A 19,569-nucleotide genomic window follows, 5' to 3' on the forward strand; every position below is an offset into this window, starting at 1 on the left:
AAATTGCTGCGGATTTGTAAGCAGTTTCACCTTCATGACAAACGGCGTCAGTCCGGCCGGCGTGTGCGCGAAGGCTCCGCCGTGGCCAGCCATCCGAGCAGCGCATGGTGCAGCGCATCAGGATCCTGGATTTGTGGCGCATGGCCCGCATCCGGGAATTCCACCAACGTCGCGCGCGGGATAGCCTTGGCGGCTGCACGGCCAAGTTCGGGGTAATGCCCCAGCTGTGCCCGCGCTTCCGGCGGTGCGGCGTCCTTGCCGATGGCGGTGGTGTCTTTCTGACCGATGAGCAGCAGCGTCCACGGGCGCAACTGGCCAAACTCATAGACGACAGGCTGCGTATAGATCATGTCGTACAGCAGCGCGGAATTCCACGCCACCAGATCGCGCCCCGGGCCGCGGTACATGCCGGCCAGCATCTGCACCCACGGTTCGTATTGCGCGCGCCATTGCCCGGCGTAGTACGTGGACTGCTCATAGGCACGGATGCGCTCGGCGGTGGTTTGCTTTTCACGCGCGAACCACTGGTCGACCGTCATGGACGGCACGCCCTCGGCCTTCCAGTCTTCCAGGCCGATCGGGTTGATCATCACCAGCCGCGACACCGCGTTCGGATACATCAGCGCGTAACGCGCCGCCAGCATGCCGCCCGTCGAATGGCCGATCAGGATGGCCTGCCCGATCCCAAGCGACGCCAGCAGCGCATGCGTATTGCTCGCCAGTTGCTGGAACGTGTACTGATACGCGCGCGGCTTGCTCGATTTGCAGAAGCCGATCTGATCCGGGGCGATCACGCGGTAGCCGGCACCGGTCAGTGCGGCGATCGTGCCTTCCCAGGTGGCCGCGCAGAAGTTCTTGCCGTGCAGCAGCACCGCCACCTGGCCGTTGGGCTGCTTGGGCGCGACGTCCAGATACGCCATCTCCAGCGCGTTGCCCTGCGACTCGAACTTGAAGAGCTTGACCGGCGCCGGGTAATCGAAGCCTTCCAGGCGCGGGCCATACGCGGGGCCTGTCTCTGCGGAAGCGGCGTGCGGGGCCGTTGCGAACGTCGAGAGCGCAAACGTCAGCGCGATGAAAATCGAACGAAGCCACATCGGCAACTCCTTGGTTGGTTTGCGAAACACCGGCGGCCTACCTGCGCCGCAACAGCCCCGACAGCGCACCTGCCAGGATGATGCAGGCGCCGCCCAGCATTTCGTGGGGAGACAAGCGCTCCGCCGTCAGCAGCGCCGATGACGCGGCCGCGACCACGATTTCGAACAGCATCAGCAGCGCCGCGCGATTGGCCGGCAAGCATTGCAAGCCGCGCTGCACCATCGCATTGCCGCCCACCAGCACGCAGGCCATGCCCACCAGCAGCAGCCACGTATTGCCTTGCGACAAAGCCGCCGGCACCGCGCGCACGCCATCGAGCAGCAGCGCAGCCGGAAAGCCCACCAACGCGCAGCCGGTGAAGACGACCACGGTGCGCATTTCAGGGCGCATGGTCGGGTGACGCTGCCCCGCCAGGCGGGACAGCACGTTGTTGCACGCAAAAGCGAGCCCCGCAATCAGCCCCGCCCATTCCGCAGATGAACCCGGCCACGGCGTGCCGGCCTCGCCCGACCACAGCATCATCCCCGCGCCTGACAATGCCAGCGCCAGCAACACACCGCCACGCCAGCCCAGCCGCTCGTGCAGCCATAGGCGCGCCAACAGGGCCGTCCAGACGGGCGTCAGATAGAACAGGAGCAGCACCCGCATGACCGTGCCGTGCACCGTGCCCCAGACGAAACCCGCATTGGTGATGCCCGCTGCAACCCCGAGCGCCGGAATCAGCCACGACCACTGGAACGTCGAAAAGTGACGACGCAGCACCACGGCGGCCAGGACGGCCGCAGCCGCGCCCGTCATCGACGAGGCCAGCATGCTGCCCAGCCCCCAGGCGGCGAGCAGGCGGTATGGATACCAGGAAATGCCCCAGACCGAGGCGCCCAGGAGGATGAAGAATGCCGCCGCCCATTGCGGCTCGTGGTGGGCGGAGGCGTCCGCGGAGGAGGCTATCGATGTCATCTACGCAATAAAAAAACGGCGGAAATCCGCCGCATGCAGCATTGTCGTGGGGCGGCCAGCACACGTTGGCCGTATAATTTCGGGCTTCCCGGCAAGCGCCAAGCTTGCCCGCCAACCAGCCCAACACCGCCGCCCAACACCGTGAATCCGCGCCTGTCCGCCCTGCAGCCGTATCCGTTCGAGAAACTGAAAGCGCTTGTGAAGGACGTCACGCCCAGCGCCGTCCATACGCCGATCAGCTTCGGGATCGGTGAACCCAAGCACCCGACGCCGGCCCTGGTGAAAGACGCGCTGACGGCGGCGCTTGGCGGGCTGGCGAATTATCCCACGACGCTCGGTTCCGATGCACTGCGACAGTGCATCGCTGCATGGCTGGAGCGCCGCTACGGCTTGCCGAAGGTCGACCCAGCCACTGAAGTCATCCCCGTCAACGGCTCGCGCGAGGCGCTGTTCTCGTTCGCGCAGACCGTGATTGACGGCAGCAAGCCCGGCGCCCGCGTGCTGTGCCCGAACCCGTTCTATCAAATCTACGAAGGCTCGGCGCTGCTGGCCGGCGCCACGCCGCTGTTCGCCAACAGCGACCCGGCGCGCAACTACGCGCCCGAGTTTGCCGCGATCACGCCCGAAGAATGGCGCAACGTGCAGCTCGTCTTCGTATGCAGCCCGGGCAACCCGACCGGCGCCGTGCTCACGCTCGAAGACTGGAAGCAGCTCTTCGCGCTGTCGGATGAATATGGCTTCATCATTGCGTCGGACGAGTGCTATTCCGAGATCTATTTCGACGAGACCAACCCGCCGCTGGGCGCCCTGCAGGCCGCGCACCAGCTGGGCCGCGGCTTTGACCGCCTGGTGATGTTCTCGAGCCTTTCGAAGCGCTCCAACGTGCCGGGCATGCGCTCCGGTTTCGTGGCCGGCGACGCCAAGCTGCTCAAGGCCTATCTGCTGTATCGCACGTATCACGGCAGCGCGATGAGCCCGTCGGTGCAGTCCGCTAGCATCGCTGCGTGGAATGACGAGACCCACGTGCGCGACAACCGCGCGCAATACGTCAAGAAGTTCCAGCAGGTCACGCCGATGCTGGCCGAGGTGCTGGACGTGGCCCTGCCCGATGCAGCCTTCTACCTCTGGGCCAACGTCAAGCGCACGGGCCTGTCGGACACTGAATTCGCGCGCCAGTTGCTGGCCGCCAAGAACGTCGCCGTGCTGCCCGGAAGCTACCTCGCCCGCGAGGCGCACGGCACGAATCCGGGCCAGGACTACGTGCGCATCGCGCTGGTAGCCGGCGTGGACGAATGCCTGGAAGGCGCCCGCCGCATCGTCGAGTTCTGCCAGCAACGCTGATCCTGAATTTTTCTCTTCTGTTTCCTCTCCGAGAGCCAACAAGACCATGACGCAACAACTGCAATCCCTGATCGACCAAGCGTGGGAAGACCGCGCCAACCTGTCGCCCAAGTCCGCTCCGGCCGATGTCCGTGAAGCCGTCGCCAACGTGATCGGCCAGCTCGATCGTGGCGCGCTGCGCGTGGCCGAGAAGCAGGACGGCGAGTGGATCGTCAATCAGTGGATCAAGAAAGCCGTGCTGCTGTCGTTCCGCCTGGAAGACAACGCGCCGATGGCTGCCGGCGGCTTCACGCAGTTCTACGACAAGGTGCCGAGCAAGTTCGCCAACTACACGGCCGAAGACTTCGCGGCGGGCGGCTTCCGCGTGGTGCCGCCGGCCGTGGCGCGCCGTGGCTCGTTCATCGCCAAGAACGCCGTGCTGATGCCGTCGTACGTGAACATCGGCGCCTATGTGGATGAAGGCACGATGGTCGACACGTGGGCCACCGTCGGTTCGTGCGCACAGATCGGCAAGAACGTCCACCTGTCGGGCGGCGTGGGCATCGGCGGCGTGCTGGAGCCGCTGCAGGCCAACCCGGTCATCATCGAAGACAACTGCTTCATCGGTGCCCGCTCGGAAGTGGTGGAAGGCGTGATCGTTGAAGAAAACTCGGTGATCTCGATGGGCGTGTACCTGGGCCAGTCGACCAAGATCTACGACCGCGAAACCGGTGAAGTCAGCTACGGCCGCATCCCGGCGGGCTCGGTGGTGGTGGCGGGCAACCTGCCGTCGAAGGACGGCTCGCACAGCCTGTACTGCGCCGTGATCGTCAAGAAGGTCGACGCCAAGACGCGCGCCAAGGTTGGCCTGAACGAGCTGCTGCGCGGCGACTAAGCCCCGGCGCAAGGCATGCCTGCTAGTCTTGCAGGCATGCCAACCACTTCAAGCGCAGCAATGTCCGAACACAATGCCACCGGCACCCGCTTCGGCAAGCTGCGCCAACGCATCATGGGTCTTGATCCAAACACCATCGGTACTGTCTTGTCGCTGTTGCCCACCATCCTGGAGCAGGCGAACAAGACCATCGACAAGTTCAAGAACCGCAAGAAAACAGGCACCGAACCCGCCCGCGAAGAAGGCGCCGCGCCCGACCCGAATACACGCATCGCCGAGCTGGAAGCGGCGATCCTGCAGCAGGCCGAATCCGTCAAGCTGCTGGCCGAGCAGCACGCCATCACCATCGACGCGCTGCGCGACGAAGCCGCGCGGCTGGAGCGCCGCCTCAAGCGCATGACGTGGCTGGCGTCCGTCGGCTTTGCATTGGCGGTTGCCGCGCTCTCCTTTGCCCTGCAAGCCTCTCGACACTGATTGCGAATCCCACCATGACGACCCTGCATGGCATCCCCAATTGCGACACCGTGAAGAAAGCCCGCACGTGGCTCGAATCGAACGGCGTGGTCTACACGTTTCACGATTTCAAGAAGCAAGGCGTGAGCGCCGACATGCTGGCCGGCTGGCTCAAGCATGTGCCGCTCACCACGCTGCTCAACCGCAAGGGCACCACGTGGCGCGCCTTGTCTGACGCCGACAAGGCCCGCGCTGGAGACGAAGCCGGCGCAATCGCGCTGATGCAGGCGAATCCGTCGCTGATCAAGCGCCCGGTGCTCGTGCACGGCAAAAGCGTCAATGTCGGCTTCTCGGCGGATCAGTACGCGACCCTGTTCTAACCAAAACAACACATCACGGTGACTGTCTGTCATGTCCCACATCCAGCCCACGCTTGCCCTCACTGAAGACCTGATCCGCCGCCGCTCCGTCACGCCCGAAGACAAGGGCTGTCAGGACGTGCTGATCGAACGCCTGACCGCCGCCGGGTTCGAATGCGAAACCGTGATCAGCGGCCCGGACCACTTTCGGGTAACTAACCTGTGGGCGGTCAAGCGCGGGCGCGCCGGCACCGACGGCAAGCTGCTCGTGTTCGCTGGCCACACCGATGTGGTGCCCACCGGCCCCGTCGAGCAATGGCACTCCGATCCCTTCGAACCGACGCACCGTGACGGCAAGCTCTACGCGCGCGGCGCGGCAGACATGAAGACGTCGATTGCCGGCTTCGTGGTGGCCTCGGAAGAATTTGTTGCCAAGCACCCGGACCACGCCGGCTCGATCGGCTTTCTGATCACCAGCGACGAAGAAGGCCCGGCGCACGACGGCACCGTCAAGGTATGCGACCTGCTCCGCGCACGCGGCGAGCGCCTCGATTACTGCGTGGTCGGTGAGCCGACTTCGGTGTCGACCCTCGGCGACATGGTCAAGAACGGGCGACGCGGTTCGCTGTCGGGCAAGCTCACCGTCAACGGGGTACAGGGCCACATCGCCTATCCGCATCTGGCCAAGAATCCGATCCACATGGCTGCCCCCGCGCTGGCCGAGCTGGCCGCCGCGAAGTGGGACGACGGCAATGCCTACTTCCCGCCGACCACGTGGCAGATGTCGAATATTCACGGCGGCACGGGCGCGACGAACATCATTCCCGGCCACGTCACGATCGACTTCAACTTCCGCTTCTCGACCGCGAGCACGCCGGACGGCCTGAAGGCGCGCGTGCACAGCATTCTCGATGCGCACGGCCTCGACTACACGCTCGACTGGACGCTGGGCGGCGAGCCCTTCCTGACCGAGCGCGGCGAGCTGTCCGAAGCCCTCGCCTCCGCCATCCAGGCCGAGTGCGGCGTGACCACCGAACTGTCGACCACGGGCGGTACCTCGGACGGCCGCTTCATCGCCAAGATCTGCCCGCAGGTGATCGAGTTCGGCCCGCCGAACGCGAGCATCCACAAGATCGACGAGCACGTCGAAGTGGCGTTTATCGAGCCGCTGAAAAACGTGTATCGCCGCGTCTTGGAAACGTTGATCGCCTGAGGTTGCCCCCGATGGCGCGCAACGTCGAGATCAAGGCACGTGTGCGCGATGTGGCTGCGCTCATTGAACGCGCGGCTGCCATCGCAGATTCCGGCCCCGAACGCATCGAGCAGGACGACACGTTCTTTGCCTGCGCGAACGGGCGCCTGAAGCTGCGGCAGTTCTCGCCCGAGCGCGGGGAGCTGATCCACTACTTCCGTGCCAACAGCACCGGCCCGCGGGTGTCCAGCTACCACATCGTTCCGACCAACGCGCCCGATGCCCTGCGCGACACGCTGGCCGCCGCCATCGGCGCCGCCGGCCGGGTCATGAAGGTGCGCCAGCTGTATCTCGCCGGTCAGACGCGCATTCATGTCGATGCGGTGAAAGACCTCGGCGATTTCGTCGAACTCGAAGTCGTGCTGCGCGACACGCAATCCGAAGACGAGGGCGTGAAGATCGCCCACCAACTGATGCACGCCCTCGGCATTGCCGAATCCGACCTGCTCGACGTGGCCTACGTCGACCTGCTCGCTGCCACCCAACGCTGAGCCATATCCGTCACCATGACCACGCCTACCCTCCCCGCCTCCCACCCGTTCACGACCGTGCGCGACCTGCTGCGCTACGCCGTGTCGCGCTTCACCGCCGCCGGGCTTGTCTTCGGCCACGGCAGCGAGAACGCCTACGACGAAGCCGCTTACCTGATCCTGCACACGCTGCATCTGCCGATCGACACGCTGGAGCCATTCCTGGATGCGCGCCTGCTGCCCGAAGAAGTGGCTGCCGTGCTGAAGGTGATCGAGCGCCGCGCCGTCGACCGCGTGCCCGCCGCGTACATCACGCACGAGGCGTTCATGCACGGCATGCGCTTCTATGTGGACGAGCGCGTGATCGTGCCGCGCAGCTTCATCGGCGAATTGCTGGAAGACGGTCTGGAACCGTGGATCGACCAGGAGGACGGCCCGACCGATGTGCTGGAGCTATGCACCGGCTCGGGCTGCCTGTCGATCCTGGCTGCGCTGCAATGGCCCAATGCAACCATCGATGCGGTGGACCTGTCGCCGGATGCACTGGTGGTGGCCAATCGCAATGTCGACGAATACCGCCTGCAAGACCGCATCCGCCTGCATGAGGGCGACCTGTATGCGCCGCTGCCGCCGGGTGTGCACTACGACGTGATCCTGACGAATCCGCCGTACGTAAACGAGGCGTCGATGCAGGCGCTGCCGCCCGAGTACCGCGCCGAGCCGCACATGGCGCTGGCCGGCGGCAACGACGGCATGGACATCGTACGCCGCATCCTGGCCGATGCACCGCGCCACTTGAAGCCGCACGGCGTGCTGGTGGTGGAAATCGGCAACGAGCGTGAAAACGTTGAGGCGGCGTTCCCGGATCTCGACTTGGTCTGGCTGCCGACCAGCGCAGGCGAAGACCAGGTGTTCCTCGTCACGCGCGAAGCGCTGTAAGACGCTGCGCCAAGCGCGCCTCCTGACAGTGCAGCAGGCGCGCTAGGTATCGCTGGCAAGGCAGCATCCGCTGCCGGAACCGCCGCAACGGTTTCGCGCTTCTGCATCGCCGGGGCATCCTGCCTTGCGCCGCAAGATGCATCCGGGCCCATCGTCCATGCGGCCCAATCCCTGTCTTGACTTCCCCTTGCCGTGCACTAGGGTCTGATTATGCGTGGAAGGTGCGCACGCCATAAGCCACGCGCCCTAGATTCCAGCCACGCAATCCGTCGTCCGACGACCTGCGTCAGGCGCGCAAGCGCCTGGAAGCTCCAGGAGAACCACCATGACTCCGTGGGAAATCCAAGGGACCGAACTCATCAACTGCAATTGCTCATACGGTTGCCCGTGCCAGTTCAACGCGCTGCCAACCAAAGGCTTCTGCGAAGCGATGGGCGCGATCTCGATCGACAGCGGCCATCACGGCAATGTGCAACTCGACGGCGTGAAGATCGCGGTCGTGTTCCAATGGCCCGGCCCCATCCACGAAGGCAAAGGCAGATGCCAGCCGGTCGTCGACAAGCATGCCACGCCGGCGCAACGCGAAGCCATCCTGAAAATCATGGCAGGGCAAGATACCGAGCCGTTCGCAACGATGTTTTCGGTATTTGCATCGACACTTGAACAGGTATTCGATCCGATCGTCACGCAGATCGACTACGACGTCGATGTCGATGCCCGACGTGGCCGGATTCATGTTGATGGCGTATTCGATACCGTTGGCGAACCGATCCGCAATCCGGTAACGGGCGCGGAGCACCGTGCCCGCATCGATCTGCCGCACGGCTTCGAGTACGAGCTGGCCGAGGTTGGCTCCGCCACCAGTCGCTCACAGGGCAACATCGCGCTAGACCTCAAGGATTCCTACGGGCAATTCGCGCGACTGCACCTGAACAACAAGGGACCGATTCGGCACCGCACCGCCGCATGAGCGGCCTCGAAAGCGTCCTCCAACGCGAGCGCGTCATCACGGCATTCGGCGTCGTTGCCGTTGTCGCGCTGTCTTGGTGGTATCTGTGGACGGGTGCAGGCATGGGCATGTCTGCACTCGACATGACGACACTCACGCTGTTTCCGCATCGATTGCCTGGTGGCATCGGCGGCATGGATGCATCGTTGCCCACTGTGACCCTGATGTGGTGGGTGATGATGACCGCGATGATGACGCCGAGCGCGGCGCCGCTCATTCTGCTGTACCGGCGTGTACTGCGGCACCACGGCACGACCGAAGCCAGGTCGGCAATCCTCTCGGTATGTCTTCTGGCCGGTTACCTGACTGCGTGGCTGGCCTTCTCCCTGGGTGCGGCATCCCTGCAGGTGGCGCTGCAGCCGACGGGTCTCATTTCAGAAATGATGCTGTGGTCAAAGAGCGCGGTACTCTCCGCAACGGTGCTGGCGGCGGCGGGGGCATATCAGTTCTCCGCGCTCAAGCACGCGTGCCTGGCGCAGTGCCGCTCGCCGGTGGGCTTCCTGACGGCGCATTGGCGCCCTGGCGCTGCCGGCAGCTTCGTGCTCGGCACACGCCACGGCGCATACTGCGTGGGCTGCTGCTGGGTGCTGATGGCGCTGCTGTTTGTGGGCGGCATCATGAATCTCGTCTGGATTGCCGCCCTGTCCGTGATCGTCTTCGTGGAGAAGATACTGCCCCGCGGCGAACAGGCCGGCCGTGTGCTGGGCGTTGTGCTGATTGCCTGGGCAGGTGCAACGCTGCTGGTTTAGTCCACCGCCCGGCTCCCGCGCACGTCAGCCGTCAGGTCATCAGGACGTCACCTCGTCACACGCGTCTTTCACCACGCAGATACTGAAACGTTTGTCGAATACCTGGCCGCTCGGACAATGATCGAAGACGGCTTGCGACTGTGCGTCGCAGGTGGCGTAGGCGGTAGTGCAATTGGTGCGGATCGGTTGCTTGGGACCACGGTTGGTGCCGTCGTCCAACATGAAGCGCGCGGATGGCCCGGGGCATTTGAACTCTGCGGCGGCCTTGGCCAGTGCGGCGGCCGCCTTTTCGGCTTTGGAAGTCTGCGGCGTCGGTGGGCTCGATGGCGAGGGGCGGCGTTCGCAGGCTGTTAGCGCAAGCGCACAGAGCAGCATGCCGAGTGTGAGTGCGCGGGTCATGGGAGGCTCCTTCGGGGTTGGGTATCCGAAGTTTACGCTGGGTTGGGGAGTGCGCAATGTGCTCACTGTGCATCCCCTGTTTCGCCCCCTGCCGGGGCCGACTCACTTTCTTTGTCTCGCTGCCAAAGAAAGTAAGCAAAGAAAGGCGCGCCCGAGATGGCGACTTCCCCTTGAATTTATGTAACCGGGCGGAGACGGGGAAAACTCGCTTCGCTCAGATAGTTCCCCGTCTTTTTTCCGCCTGCTTACAGAAATTCAAGGCGCCATCTAGGGCATGAACGGCCAAACCGTCTGCACGCGCGCTGACGCTTTGATGTGCCGTGAAGAGTTGGCGCTTAACGCAGCATCGCGGACATGGCGGAGAGGCTGTTGAGCATGCGCACGGCATGTTCGACGGAGTCGGCGGCGAAGCGCAGCATCGTGCCGTCGACGCGCTCGAGGGCGGGCCATTGGCAGAACAGGTCGGCCAATGCGGGCGTTTGCGTCTGCAGGCGGCATACGATCGGCGCCTGGAGGCGCAGCGGCATGCTGAAATGCCCCCGCTGCACCGTGGCTTTCACGGCTGCGTAGATGGCCTCGCACGACTGCTCGGGCGAGAGCGATGTCCCCGCGTTGTGGCCTTCGGCCTGCTTGGTCTCGACAAAGGTGGTGTGCGGCAGCAGCGGCTTGGTTTCCTTGATGAACACGTCGTCGCCGCTGGCAACGGCCACCGGCACGCCGCGCTCCCCGGCCAGGGCGCCGTAGAGGCCGGCCTCGCCCAGTTCCTGCTCGTTGAACCAGACGCGCGCAAACGCAAAGCTGTTGATGGTGTGCGCCAGCACGCCGCGGCTGCCGGCGCGCGCGTGGTAACCGATCATGCAGACGGCATCGCAGCCGTCCACGCCGGCCATCATGCTGAGGTAGCGCGGCTTGCCGAGGACGAAGCGTGCGCGGCGGTCGATGGAATCGGGGATGAGGTTGCGGAAACCGCCGTGCGAATCGTTAACGAGCACGTCCGTGGCGCCACCGTCGAAGGCACCGCGGACGGCGGCGTCGGCTTCGGCGGTCATCCAGCGGCGGGCGCGCTCGTATTCGCCGTTACCGGCGCGCGTCTGCTCGGGGTGGAACACGTTGGCCACGCCTTCGATGTCGGCGGAAATCAGGATTCGCATGGGTCAGGTCAGAGCAATTCGGTCAGTGCGCGGCGGGCGTTGCCGTCGCGGCCGGTGACGGCTGTTGCGTGGAACAGCGCGTGCACGATGGCTTGTTCGACGCTGTCAGCGGCGGCCTGGAACAGCGGGTCGAGATGCGATTCGTGCGTCATGGCGACGGCCGGCATGGCGCGCGCGCCTTCGTGCGGCACGGTGTAGGCAGTGGAGAACGCCAGTGCGATATCGCCGCTGCCATGACCAAAGACAGAGCCGGTGCGTGCCAGGCCCGCGCCCGCGCGCAAGGCAAGGCGGCGCAACTGGCGCGCGTCCAGCGGCGCGTCGGTGGCGAGCAGCATGATGATTGATCCCTTCTCAGGCTCCGGTGTGCTGGCGGCCAGCGCTTTCGCCAGCTCCGCACCGACGTTGCGCCCGCCAAGCGTCAGGTTTTTGGTCACGCCAAAGTTGGACAGCACGAGCGCGCCGACCGTACGTTGTGCGCCGTCGGCGAGTGTCACCACGCGCGATGCAGAACCGATGCCGCCCTTCACGCCAAACGACGACATCCCGCGCCCTGCCCCGACCGCGCCCTGCTCAAACGCTTGGCCTGCCGCAGCGTAGGCCGCGTCGTAGTGCACGTCCTGCACGGCAAAAGCCTGCAGGTCGTTCAAGTAGCCGTCATTGCATTCAAAGACGAGCGGATTGACGGTCGACCACGCGCGGCCGATCTGCGGGTTAGCCGCCACCGCCTGGCGGATCTGCGCCTGCGCCACCGCACCCACAGCGAACGTGTTGGTCAGCGCAATCGGCGTTTCGAGCACACCCAGCTCGCCCACCTGCACCAGGCCGATGCTCTTGCCGAAACCGTTGAGCACCACGCTGGCGGCCGGCACCTTGTCGAGGAACGGGTCGCCGGCATGCGGGCGTACCACGGTCACGCCGGACTGGATGGCACCGCCTGCCAGTGTGGCGTGGCCGACGGTCACGCCCGCCACGTCGGCGATGCTGTTGCGTACGCCCGCGGGCAGTGCGCCGATGTGCGGAAGACTCAGAGACATGCGAGCAGACTCAGCGGCGGTCGATCTTCGGGTCCAGCGCGTCGCGCAGGCCGTCGCCCAGCAGGTTGAACGCCAGCACGGTCAGGAAGATGGCCAGGCTCGGGAAGATCGCCACGTGCGGCGCCGTCACCATGTCGGCGCGCGCCTCGTTGAGCATCGCGCCCCACTCCGGCGTGGGCGGCTGGGCGCCAAGGCCCAGGAACGAGAGGCTGGCAGCGGTGATGATGGAGGTGCCGATCCGCATCGAGAAGTACACGACGATGGATGAAATCGTGCCCGGCAGGATGTGCCGCATGATGATCGTCCAGTCGGATGCGCCGATGCTGCGCGCGGCTTCCACATACGTCAGGTGCTTGAGCATGAGCGTGTTGCCGCGCACCAGCCGCGCAAATGCCGGAATGCTGAACACCGCCACGGCAAAGATCACGTTGATCATGCCGTTGCCCAGGATGGCCACGATGCCGATGGCCAGCAGGATGCCGGGGAAGGCAAACAGCACGTCGGAGATGCGCATGACGATGCGGTCCCACCAGCCTTCGTAGTAGCCGGCCAACAGGCCGAGCATGGTGCCTATGATGGCGCCGATGATGACCGACACGAAGCCCGCTTCCAGCGAGATGCGTGTGCCCATCAGGATGCGGCTGAAGATGTCGCGGCCCAGCGAATCGACGCCGAACCAATGCTGCGCCGACGGCCCCGCGTTGAGCGCGTCGTAGTCGAAATAGTTTTCCGCATCGAACGGCACGATGTGCGGCGCGAGGATGGCGATCAATACCAGCGCGATCACGAACACACCGGCGCCCATCGCCAGATGCTGCTTGCGGAACTTGCGCCAGAACTCCGTCCAGGGGGTGCGAACGGGTTCGGTGGCGGCTTGCGGTGCGACCGCCTGGCTTGCGGCTTGGGTCATGGCGGCCTCCTTACTTTTTGTAGCGGATGGTGGGGTTGATGACGGTGTACAGCATGTCCACCACAAGGTTGATCAGGATGAACTCCAGCGAGAACAGCAGCACCTCGGCCTGGATGACCGGGTAGTCGCGCATTTCCACCGCATCCACCAGCAGACGGCCGAGGCCTGGCCAGTTGAACACCTTCTCCACGACGATCGAGCCGCCCAGCAGAAAACCGAACTGCAGGCCCATCATCGTGACCACCGGGATCATCGCGTTGCGCAGGCAATGCTTGATGACCACCACAGTCTCGCGCACGCCCTTGGCACGGGCGGTGCGCACGAAATCTTCCTGCAGCACTTCCACGAACGACGCACGCGTGAAGCGCGCCATCACGGCAGCCACTGCAGCGCCCAGCGTGAGCGAAGGCAGGATGTAGTGCTTCCAGGTGTCCGCACCGATGGCTGGCAGCCAGCCAAGCTGCACCGAGAACACTTCCATCAGCAGCATGCCCAGTGCGAACGCGGGGAACGAGATGCCCGACACGGCGAGCGTCATGCCCAGGCGGTCAGGCCACTTGTTGCGCCACACGGCGGATGTGATGCCGATCACCATGCCGAAGATCACCGCCCACACCATGCTGGTGATCGTCAGATTGAGCGTCGGCCAGAAGCGTTCGCCAATCTCTTCGCTCACCGGGCGCTTGGTGCGGATGGAGTTGCCGAATTCACCACGTGCGGCGTTGGCGAAGAAGCGCACGAACTGCTCGTGCATCGGCTTGTCCAGGCCCAGGTCCTTGCGGACGAGATCGACCGTCATCTCGTCCGCTTCGGGGCCGGCGGCCAAACGCGCCGGGTCGCCGGGCAACAGATGCACGAACAGGAACACCAGCACTGCCACGATCAGCAGTGTCGGGATCACGCCCAGCGCACGTTTAATGAAGTAGTTCAGCATGGCAAATCCACCGCAGGCGGCATTTCAATGGCCCGCGCAAGGCTGCGCGGGCCGGTACGGCAATGAGGCTTATTGCTTGACGTCGATGTCGTCGAAGCTGAACGAACCGTCCGGCGCGACGTAGGCACCCGACAGACGCTTCGAGCGCGCGTAGACGATCTTCTCCGTCACCAGGAAGGCCCACGGTGCGTCTTCCCAGATGCGCTTCTGCGCGTCGGTGTAGAGCTTCGACTTCTCAGCGCGATCGGTCGTGCGCAGTGCGCCCGCGATGTCGGCATCCACCTGCTCGTTCTTGTAGTATGCGGTGTTGAACGACTTGGGCGGCATGGCTTCCGATGCCAGCAACGGACGCAGCGCCCAATCCGACTCACCCGTCGACGACGACCAGCCTGCGTAATACATGCGCACGCCGGCGTCTTCCGGCTTGGGCACGCTTTCCACACGCTCGACGCGCTGGCCGGCTTCCAGCGCCAGCACCGACGTCTTGATGCCGACCTGGGCCAGTTGCTGCTGCACGAACTGGATGATCTTCTGCGCCGTCGTGTGGTTATAGGCCGACCACAGTTGCGTCTCAAAGCCGTTCGGGTAACCCGCTTCCTTCAGCAGCTCTTTCGCCTTGGCCGGGTTGTACGGCCACGGGCCCAGCTTGACCGCGTAGTCAACGCCCGGCGGCACCACGCCTTCGGCCGGCACGGCGTAACCCGCGAACGCCACCTTGGTCAGCGCATCCTTGTTGATCGCATAGTTGATCGCCTGACGCACCTTGGGGTTGTCGAACGGCTTCACGTTGGTGTTGAAGCTGACATAGCGCTGGATGATCGACGGCGCGGCAATCAGGTCAACCTTGGGGCTGCTCTTGAGGACGGCAGCCTGCTCGAACGGAATCGTGAACGCAAAGTCGGCCTCGCCCGTCTGCATGATGGTGGCGCGCGTGTTGTTGTCGACCACCGGCTTCCAGGTGATGGTGTCGATCTTCGGCAGGCCGTGTTTCCAGTAGCCGTCGAATTTCTTGCCCTTCAGGTAGTCGGTCTGCTTCCACTCGACAAATTCGAACGGCCCGGTGCCGACCGGGTGGAACGCGATGTCCTTGCCGTACTTCTTGAGCGCCGTGGGCGAGATCATCGCCGCCGACGGATGGGCCAGCACGTTGATGAACGGCGAGAACGGCTCCTTGAGCGTCACGCGGGCGGTGGTCGGGTCAACAACTTCGGTCTTGGCCACGCGGTTGAACAGCACGAAACGCTTGAGCTTGTTGGCCGGGTCGGTCACGCGGTCCAGGTTGGCCTTGACGGCGTTGGCATCAAACGTGGTGCCATCGTGGAACTTCACGCCCTTCTTCAGCTTGAACGTGTAGACGAGGCCGTCCTTGCTGACCTCGTAGCTGTCGCACAGCACGTTGACCAGCTTCATGTCCTTGTCGAAGCCGAACAGGCCTTGATAGAACGACTTGGCCGCGCTGAACGACAGCGTGTCGTTGGCGTCGTACGGGTCCATCGTGGTGAAGGTCGAGTAGACCGCCATCACGGCGTCCTTGGCGGCAAAGGCCGGCATGGTGAATGCCGCCAGGGCCAGGCCGCTGGCAACCATGGCTGCGCGCGGGCTGAAAGCAAAGCGATTGAACATTTCCTTCCTCCTCATCAAAGATGACGTCTCACTGCGTTCTGTATTGCGATTAATACGCGCCGCCAATCGAATGGCGGGCAACAAAGTGGTCTGGCGCCACTTGCACCAACGGCTGCACCACCGGCAGGTCGCCAACGGCACGGATCGGGCTGGGGATTTCGTGCGTGGAAAGTTCACGCTTCAGGTGACGGCGCGCCGGGTCCGCTATCGGCACGGCCGACATCAGCTTCTTCGTGTAAGGGTGCTGCGGGTTTTCGAAGATGGCGCGACGCGGGCCGATCTCGACGATCTGGCCGAGGTACATCACCGCCACGCGATGGCTGATGCGCTCCACCACGGCCATGTCGTGCGAGATGAACAGGAACGCAACGCCAAACTCCTTCTGCAGGTCGAGCATCAGGTTGACGATCTGCGCCTGGATCGACACATCCAGCGCGGACACCGACTCATCGGCAATCACCACCTTCGGGTTCAATGCCAGCGCGCGCGCAATGCAGATGCGCTGGCGCTGCCCGCCGGAGAACTCGTGCGGATAGCGCGATGCATGCGCGGCCTGCAGGCCCACCTTGTCGAGCAGCCATTCCACGCGTTGCTGTGCCTCTTTGCCGGAGGCCACCTTATGCACCAGCAGCGGCTCCATGATGGAGTAGCCGACCGGCACGCGCGGGTCCAGCGAGGCGAATGGGTCCTGGAAGATGAACTGGATGTTTCGGCGAAGCGTCTGGAGGGCGGGCCCCTTCAGCTCGCCGATGTTCTGGCCGGCAAATTCGATGCTGCCGCTCTGGCTGTCCACCAGGCGCAAGAGCGACCGTCCCGTCGTCGACTTGCCGCAGCCCGATTCGCCGACCAGCGCCAGCGTCTCACCAGGGTAGAGATCGAAACTGACCTGCTCCACAGCATGCACCCGGCGCGTAACGCGGCCGAAGATGCCCGTGGGCACGTCAAAGCGCGTGACGAGATCACGCACACGCAAAATGGGTTGCACATCGTGCGACGCCGCCGGCTGCGGTGTCGTATCGACCGCGGCGGCCGTGCCGTCCACCCGCAACAGAGGAAAGCGGGCCGGGCCATCGGTGCCCTGCATCGAGCCCAGGCGCGGCACCGCCGACAGCAGCGCACGCGTATACGGATGCGCCGGCTGTGCAAACACCGTGGCCGACGGGCCCTCTTCCACGCGATCGCCCTTGTACATCACGAGCACGCGGTCGGCCACTTCCGCCACTACGCCCATGTCGTGCGTGATGAACACCACCGCCATGTGCAGTTCCTGCTGCAGCGCGCGGATCAGTTGCAGGATTTCCGCCTGGATGGTCACGTCCAGCGCGGTAGTCGGCTCATCCGCAATCAGCAACGACGGTTTGCATGAAAGCGCCATCGCAATCATCACGCGCTGGCGCATGCCGCCCGACAGTTGGTGCGGATAGCGCCCCAGCACATTGCGCGCTTCCGGAATGCGCACCAGCTCGAGCATGCGCAGCGCCTCGGCCTTGGCTTCGCTGGCGGACTTGCCCTGGTGCAGGCGGATCGATTCGGCAATCTGTTCGCCCACGGTGAACACCGGGTTGAGCGAGGTCATCGGCTCCTGAAAGATCATCGCGATGTCGGCGCCGCGCACGCCGCGCATGGCGGCTGAGCTGGCGTTGGCCAAGTCCAGCACCTCGCCGTTGCGGCGGCGCAGATGCATCTGCCCGCCGACGATCTTGCCGCCGCCGTGTTCCACCAGCCGCATCAGCGCCAGCGACGTCACCGACTTGCCCGAACCCGATTCGCCCACCACGGCCAGCGTCTCGCCCCGGTCGACGTGGAACGACAGGTTGCGCACCGCGTCGACCACGCGCTCGGACGTGGCAAAGCGCACGCTCAGGTCTTGCACCTGCACAACGCGCTGCTCGGGCATGGCAATGACGCTGCTGGCACTCGGCTGTTTGGTTGCTGTCACGACAAATCTCCTGCTGTCCTGCTTGGCGGCTTCGGCTTCTTACCGATAGATCGACACAACCGGCGCTTGCGCGCCGCGTGCGAACCCGCGGTACATCCCTTCGGTGTTGAACGGCAACGCGACGTTGCCCTTCGCGTCTACGGCAATCAGCCCACCGCGGCCATTGATGGCCATGAGCTTGCGCATGACCACGTCGTCGGTTGCATCGGCCAGTGACTTGCCGGCGTATTCCATCTGTGCGGCCACGTCGTAGGCAGCCACGGCGCGGATGAACATCTCGCCCGTGCCGGTGCACGACACCGCCGCCACGTTGTTTGCAAAGCAACCCGCGCCAACGATGGGCGTATCGCCCACGCGGCCGACCTTCTTGTTGGTCACGCCGCCCGTGGAGGTGGCCGCCGCGAGGCGCCCTTGCGCGTCGCATGCCACGGCGCCCACGGTGCCGAACTTGTTGTCCGGGTCGATGGGTGCAGCTTCCTTGGCCACGAGCGACGCGGCATCGTGATCGAGCAGCGCCATGCCGTCTTGCTGGCGGGCGCGCTGCCATTGGGCGTAGCGCGCTTCGGTGTAGTAGTAGTCCGGCTCGACAAACTCCAGGCCCTGCGCTTTCGCGAAAGCCTCGGCGCCTTCGGAGGTGAACAGCACGTGTTCGCTGCGCTCCATCACCGCGCGGGCCGCGAGGATCGGGTTGCGCAGGCGCTTGACACAGGTCACTGCGCCGGCGGCCAGCCTGGCGCCATCCATGATCGACGCATCGAGTTCATACGTGCCGGCACTGGTAAGCACCGCGCCCTTGCCGGCGTTGAACAGCGGGCACTCTTCGAGCAGGCGCACGGCTTCGGTCACGGCATCCAGGGCGCTACCGCCTTCCACAAGGATGCGTTGCCCTGCGGCCAGGATGTCGTTCAGCGCTTGCTGGTAAGCGGCTTCCTTGTCGGCACTCATGGCCGTGCGGGTGATGGTGCCGGCGCCGCCGTGGATGGCGAGGATGGGCGTAGTCATGCGTGGCTCGATGTCAATCAGTTTTCAGCGGCGCGTTTGCGGCCGCGTCGGGTGGTTGTCGGTGTGCCGGAGGCGCCCGGGGCGTCATTGGTGCGCGGCGCTGGGGCTGTATGCAGCCACGGCAGCACGAATTCAGTCAGGCGTTCGGCCGATTCCAGCGAATGCGCCGAACGATGCGCCACCGCGCCGCACAGCGCTTCGAACAGCGCCACGGCGGCCGTGTCGGACGTGGCGGAGAATTGCCGCTCCGGCCGCGCATACAGCGCAATGTCGGCCAGCGGCGCGAGCGGCGATGTGGGGCTGTCGGTCAGCGCCAGCAGTTGGCAGCCTTGCTTACCGGCCTGCTTGGCCAGCGTGATGGTGTCCGCCGCATAGCGCGGGAAAGCGATGGCGATCAGCAGATCCTTCGGCCCGATCTTGCGCAGTTGGCGTGCCGCATCCGATGCGCCGCCCGGCTGCGAAACGGAGATCACCGTGTCGCAGTACAGATCGAGCCCATGGCGCAGCAGCCCCGCCAGATAACCGCTGGCGCCAAAGCCCATCACGTAGATGCGCTGTGCGCCCAGGATGGCGTCGACCGCGCGTTCGCAGGCTGCGGGGTCGAGCATGCGGCGCGTGGCATCAAGGTTGGCGATGTCTTCGTTGAGCGAGGCGGCAAAGATCTCCGCGCTGGTAGCCGGGCGTGCCAGCTCGTGGCGCAGCTTTTCCACTGGCGCGAGCGTCGCTTCGAAACCGCGCAGCAGCCCGGCACGGAACTGCGGATAGCCGTCAAAGCCCAGCGCCAGCGCGAACCGGTTGGCCGTGGCAATCGACATGTCGACCGCCGCGGCAAACTCGTCGATGCGCATGGTGGCGGCGCGGAACGGGTTCGCCAGCACGTATTCCGCCATGCGCTGGTGCGCGGGCGTGAGCGTGGCAAGGGCCGCCCCAATGCGCTCGGAGACCGTCGCATCGGCGGCAAATGCGCCTTTCGACACATCCGTACGCTTGCTGGTGGATTTCGCCATGTTCCTGGGCCGTGAAAATTTTGTGTAAATGTATTTTCACGAATCGACCGTGTAAAGAAAAAAACTTTCATG

Annotated in this window: 20 protein-coding genes; 9 read left to right on the plus strand and 11 right to left on the minus strand. The window is 64.8% G+C overall.

What is annotated here, in order from left to right; genetic code table 11:
- Positions 1-47: 47 nt before the first annotated feature.
- Both ACUXH0_RS13995 and ACUXH0_RS14000 read right to left on the minus strand, forming a co-directional pair.
- On the minus strand, positions 48-1,094 hold the full coding sequence (locus ACUXH0_RS13995; RefSeq protein WP_012435444.1) for an alpha/beta fold hydrolase: 1,047 nt from the start codon (positions 1,092-1,094) through the stop codon (positions 48-50).
- Positions 1,095-1,131: 37 nt separating this feature from the next.
- Positions 1,132-2,052 carry a DMT family transporter gene (locus tag ACUXH0_RS14000; RefSeq protein ID WP_004626647.1) on the minus strand — a complete coding sequence of 307 codons (921 nt, stop codon included), beginning with the start codon at positions 2,050-2,052 and terminating at the stop codon, positions 1,132-1,134.
- 141 nt (positions 2,053-2,193) lie between these two features.
- Here ACUXH0_RS14000 and dapC point away from each other — a divergent pair, with 141 nt between their 5' ends.
- The 9 genes from dapC (at position 2,194) to ACUXH0_RS14045 (ending at position 9,498) form a co-directional block, all read left to right on the plus strand.
- Complete coding sequence (dapC, locus tag ACUXH0_RS14005) at positions 2,194-3,393, plus strand: succinyldiaminopimelate transaminase (protein WP_012435443.1); 1,200 nt, start codon at positions 2,194-2,196, stop codon at positions 3,391-3,393.
- Between the two features lie 46 nt (positions 3,394-3,439).
- Positions 3,440-4,267, plus strand: a complete 828-nt coding sequence (gene dapD / locus ACUXH0_RS14010) for a 2,3,4,5-tetrahydropyridine-2,6-dicarboxylate N-succinyltransferase (RefSeq protein WP_009238252.1) — start codon at positions 3,440-3,442, stop codon at positions 4,265-4,267.
- Between the two features lie 60 nt (positions 4,268-4,327).
- Complete coding sequence (locus tag ACUXH0_RS14015; RefSeq protein ID WP_012435442.1) at positions 4,328-4,741, plus strand: membrane protein; 414 nt, start codon at positions 4,328-4,330, stop codon at positions 4,739-4,741.
- A gap of 14 nt (positions 4,742-4,755) precedes the next feature.
- A complete protein-coding gene (locus ACUXH0_RS14020; protein ID WP_004626639.1) occupies positions 4,756-5,100 on the plus strand; it encodes an arsenate reductase in 345 nt (114 codons plus the stop codon).
- A 40-nt stretch (positions 5,101-5,140) separates the two neighbouring features.
- Complete coding sequence (dapE, locus tag ACUXH0_RS14025; RefSeq protein WP_024541675.1) at positions 5,141-6,292, plus strand: succinyl-diaminopimelate desuccinylase; 1,152 nt, start codon at positions 5,141-5,143, stop codon at positions 6,290-6,292.
- An 11-nt stretch (positions 6,293-6,303) separates the two neighbouring features.
- A complete protein-coding gene (locus ACUXH0_RS14030) occupies positions 6,304-6,822 on the plus strand; it encodes a class IV adenylate cyclase (protein WP_012435440.1) in 519 nt (172 codons plus the stop codon).
- 15 nt (positions 6,823-6,837) lie between these two features.
- The gene (gene prmB, locus ACUXH0_RS14035; protein ID WP_012435439.1) at positions 6,838-7,740 is read left to right on the plus strand and encodes a 50S ribosomal protein L3 N(5)-glutamine methyltransferase; all 903 of its coding nucleotides are present in this window, start codon (positions 6,838-6,840) and stop codon (positions 7,738-7,740) included.
- A gap of 325 nt (positions 7,741-8,065) precedes the next feature.
- Positions 8,066-8,710: a DUF1326 domain-containing protein gene (locus ACUXH0_RS14040; RefSeq protein ID WP_012435438.1), complete on the plus strand. Its 645-nt coding sequence runs from the start codon at positions 8,066-8,068 to the stop codon at positions 8,708-8,710.
- Positions 8,707-9,498, plus strand: a complete 792-nt coding sequence (locus ACUXH0_RS14045) for a DUF2182 domain-containing protein (protein WP_012435437.1) — start codon at positions 8,707-8,709, stop codon at positions 9,496-9,498. Before ACUXH0_RS14040 ends, ACUXH0_RS14045 begins: the two co-directional genes overlap by 4 nt.
- A gap of 39 nt (positions 9,499-9,537) precedes the next feature.
- On the opposite strand, the gene ACUXH0_RS14050 is transcribed toward ACUXH0_RS14045, so the two are convergent.
- From ACUXH0_RS14050 to ACUXH0_RS14090, 9 genes are all read right to left on the minus strand, one after another.
- Positions 9,538-9,897: a chitin-binding domain-containing protein gene (locus tag ACUXH0_RS14050; protein WP_004626628.1), complete on the minus strand. Its 360-nt coding sequence runs from the start codon at positions 9,895-9,897 to the stop codon at positions 9,538-9,540.
- Between the two features lie 335 nt (positions 9,898-10,232).
- Entirely contained in the window at positions 10,233-11,048 is an 816-nt protein-coding gene (locus ACUXH0_RS14055) for a M55 family metallopeptidase (protein ID WP_012435436.1), read from the minus strand.
- 8 nt (positions 11,049-11,056) lie between these two features.
- The gene (locus ACUXH0_RS14060; RefSeq protein ID WP_012435435.1) at positions 11,057-12,082 is read right to left on the minus strand and encodes a DmpA family aminopeptidase; all 1,026 of its coding nucleotides are present in this window, start codon (positions 12,080-12,082) and stop codon (positions 11,057-11,059) included.
- Between the two features lie 10 nt (positions 12,083-12,092).
- Positions 12,093-12,992, minus strand: coding sequence for a glutathione ABC transporter permease GsiD (gene gsiD / locus ACUXH0_RS14065; protein ID WP_004626623.1), 900 nt, complete (start codon positions 12,990-12,992; stop codon positions 12,093-12,095).
- A gap of 10 nt (positions 12,993-13,002) precedes the next feature.
- Positions 13,003-13,926, minus strand: coding sequence for a glutathione ABC transporter permease GsiC (gene gsiC / locus ACUXH0_RS14070; protein ID WP_004626622.1), 924 nt, complete (start codon positions 13,924-13,926; stop codon positions 13,003-13,005).
- A 69-nt stretch (positions 13,927-13,995) separates the two neighbouring features.
- Complete coding sequence (gene gsiB / locus ACUXH0_RS14075) at positions 13,996-15,549, minus strand: glutathione ABC transporter substrate-binding protein GsiB (RefSeq protein WP_012435434.1); 1,554 nt, start codon at positions 15,547-15,549, stop codon at positions 13,996-13,998.
- A gap of 49 nt (positions 15,550-15,598) precedes the next feature.
- Positions 15,599-17,446 carry a dipeptide ABC transporter ATP-binding protein gene (locus ACUXH0_RS14080; RefSeq protein WP_220485452.1) on the minus strand — a complete coding sequence of 616 codons (1,848 nt, stop codon included), beginning with the start codon at positions 17,444-17,446 and terminating at the stop codon, positions 15,599-15,601.
- Positions 17,447-17,527: 81 nt separating this feature from the next.
- Positions 17,528-18,490 carry an isoaspartyl peptidase/L-asparaginase family protein gene (locus tag ACUXH0_RS14085; RefSeq protein ID WP_004626616.1) on the minus strand — a complete coding sequence of 321 codons (963 nt, stop codon included), beginning with the start codon at positions 18,488-18,490 and terminating at the stop codon, positions 17,528-17,530.
- Between the two features lie 17 nt (positions 18,491-18,507).
- Positions 18,508-19,497 carry a MurR/RpiR family transcriptional regulator gene (locus ACUXH0_RS14090; RefSeq protein ID WP_012435432.1) on the minus strand — a complete coding sequence of 330 codons (990 nt, stop codon included), beginning with the start codon at positions 19,495-19,497 and terminating at the stop codon, positions 18,508-18,510.
- Positions 19,498-19,569: the final 72 nt, after the last annotated feature.

The organism is Ralstonia sp. 110700041-2 (assembly GCF_056280165.1).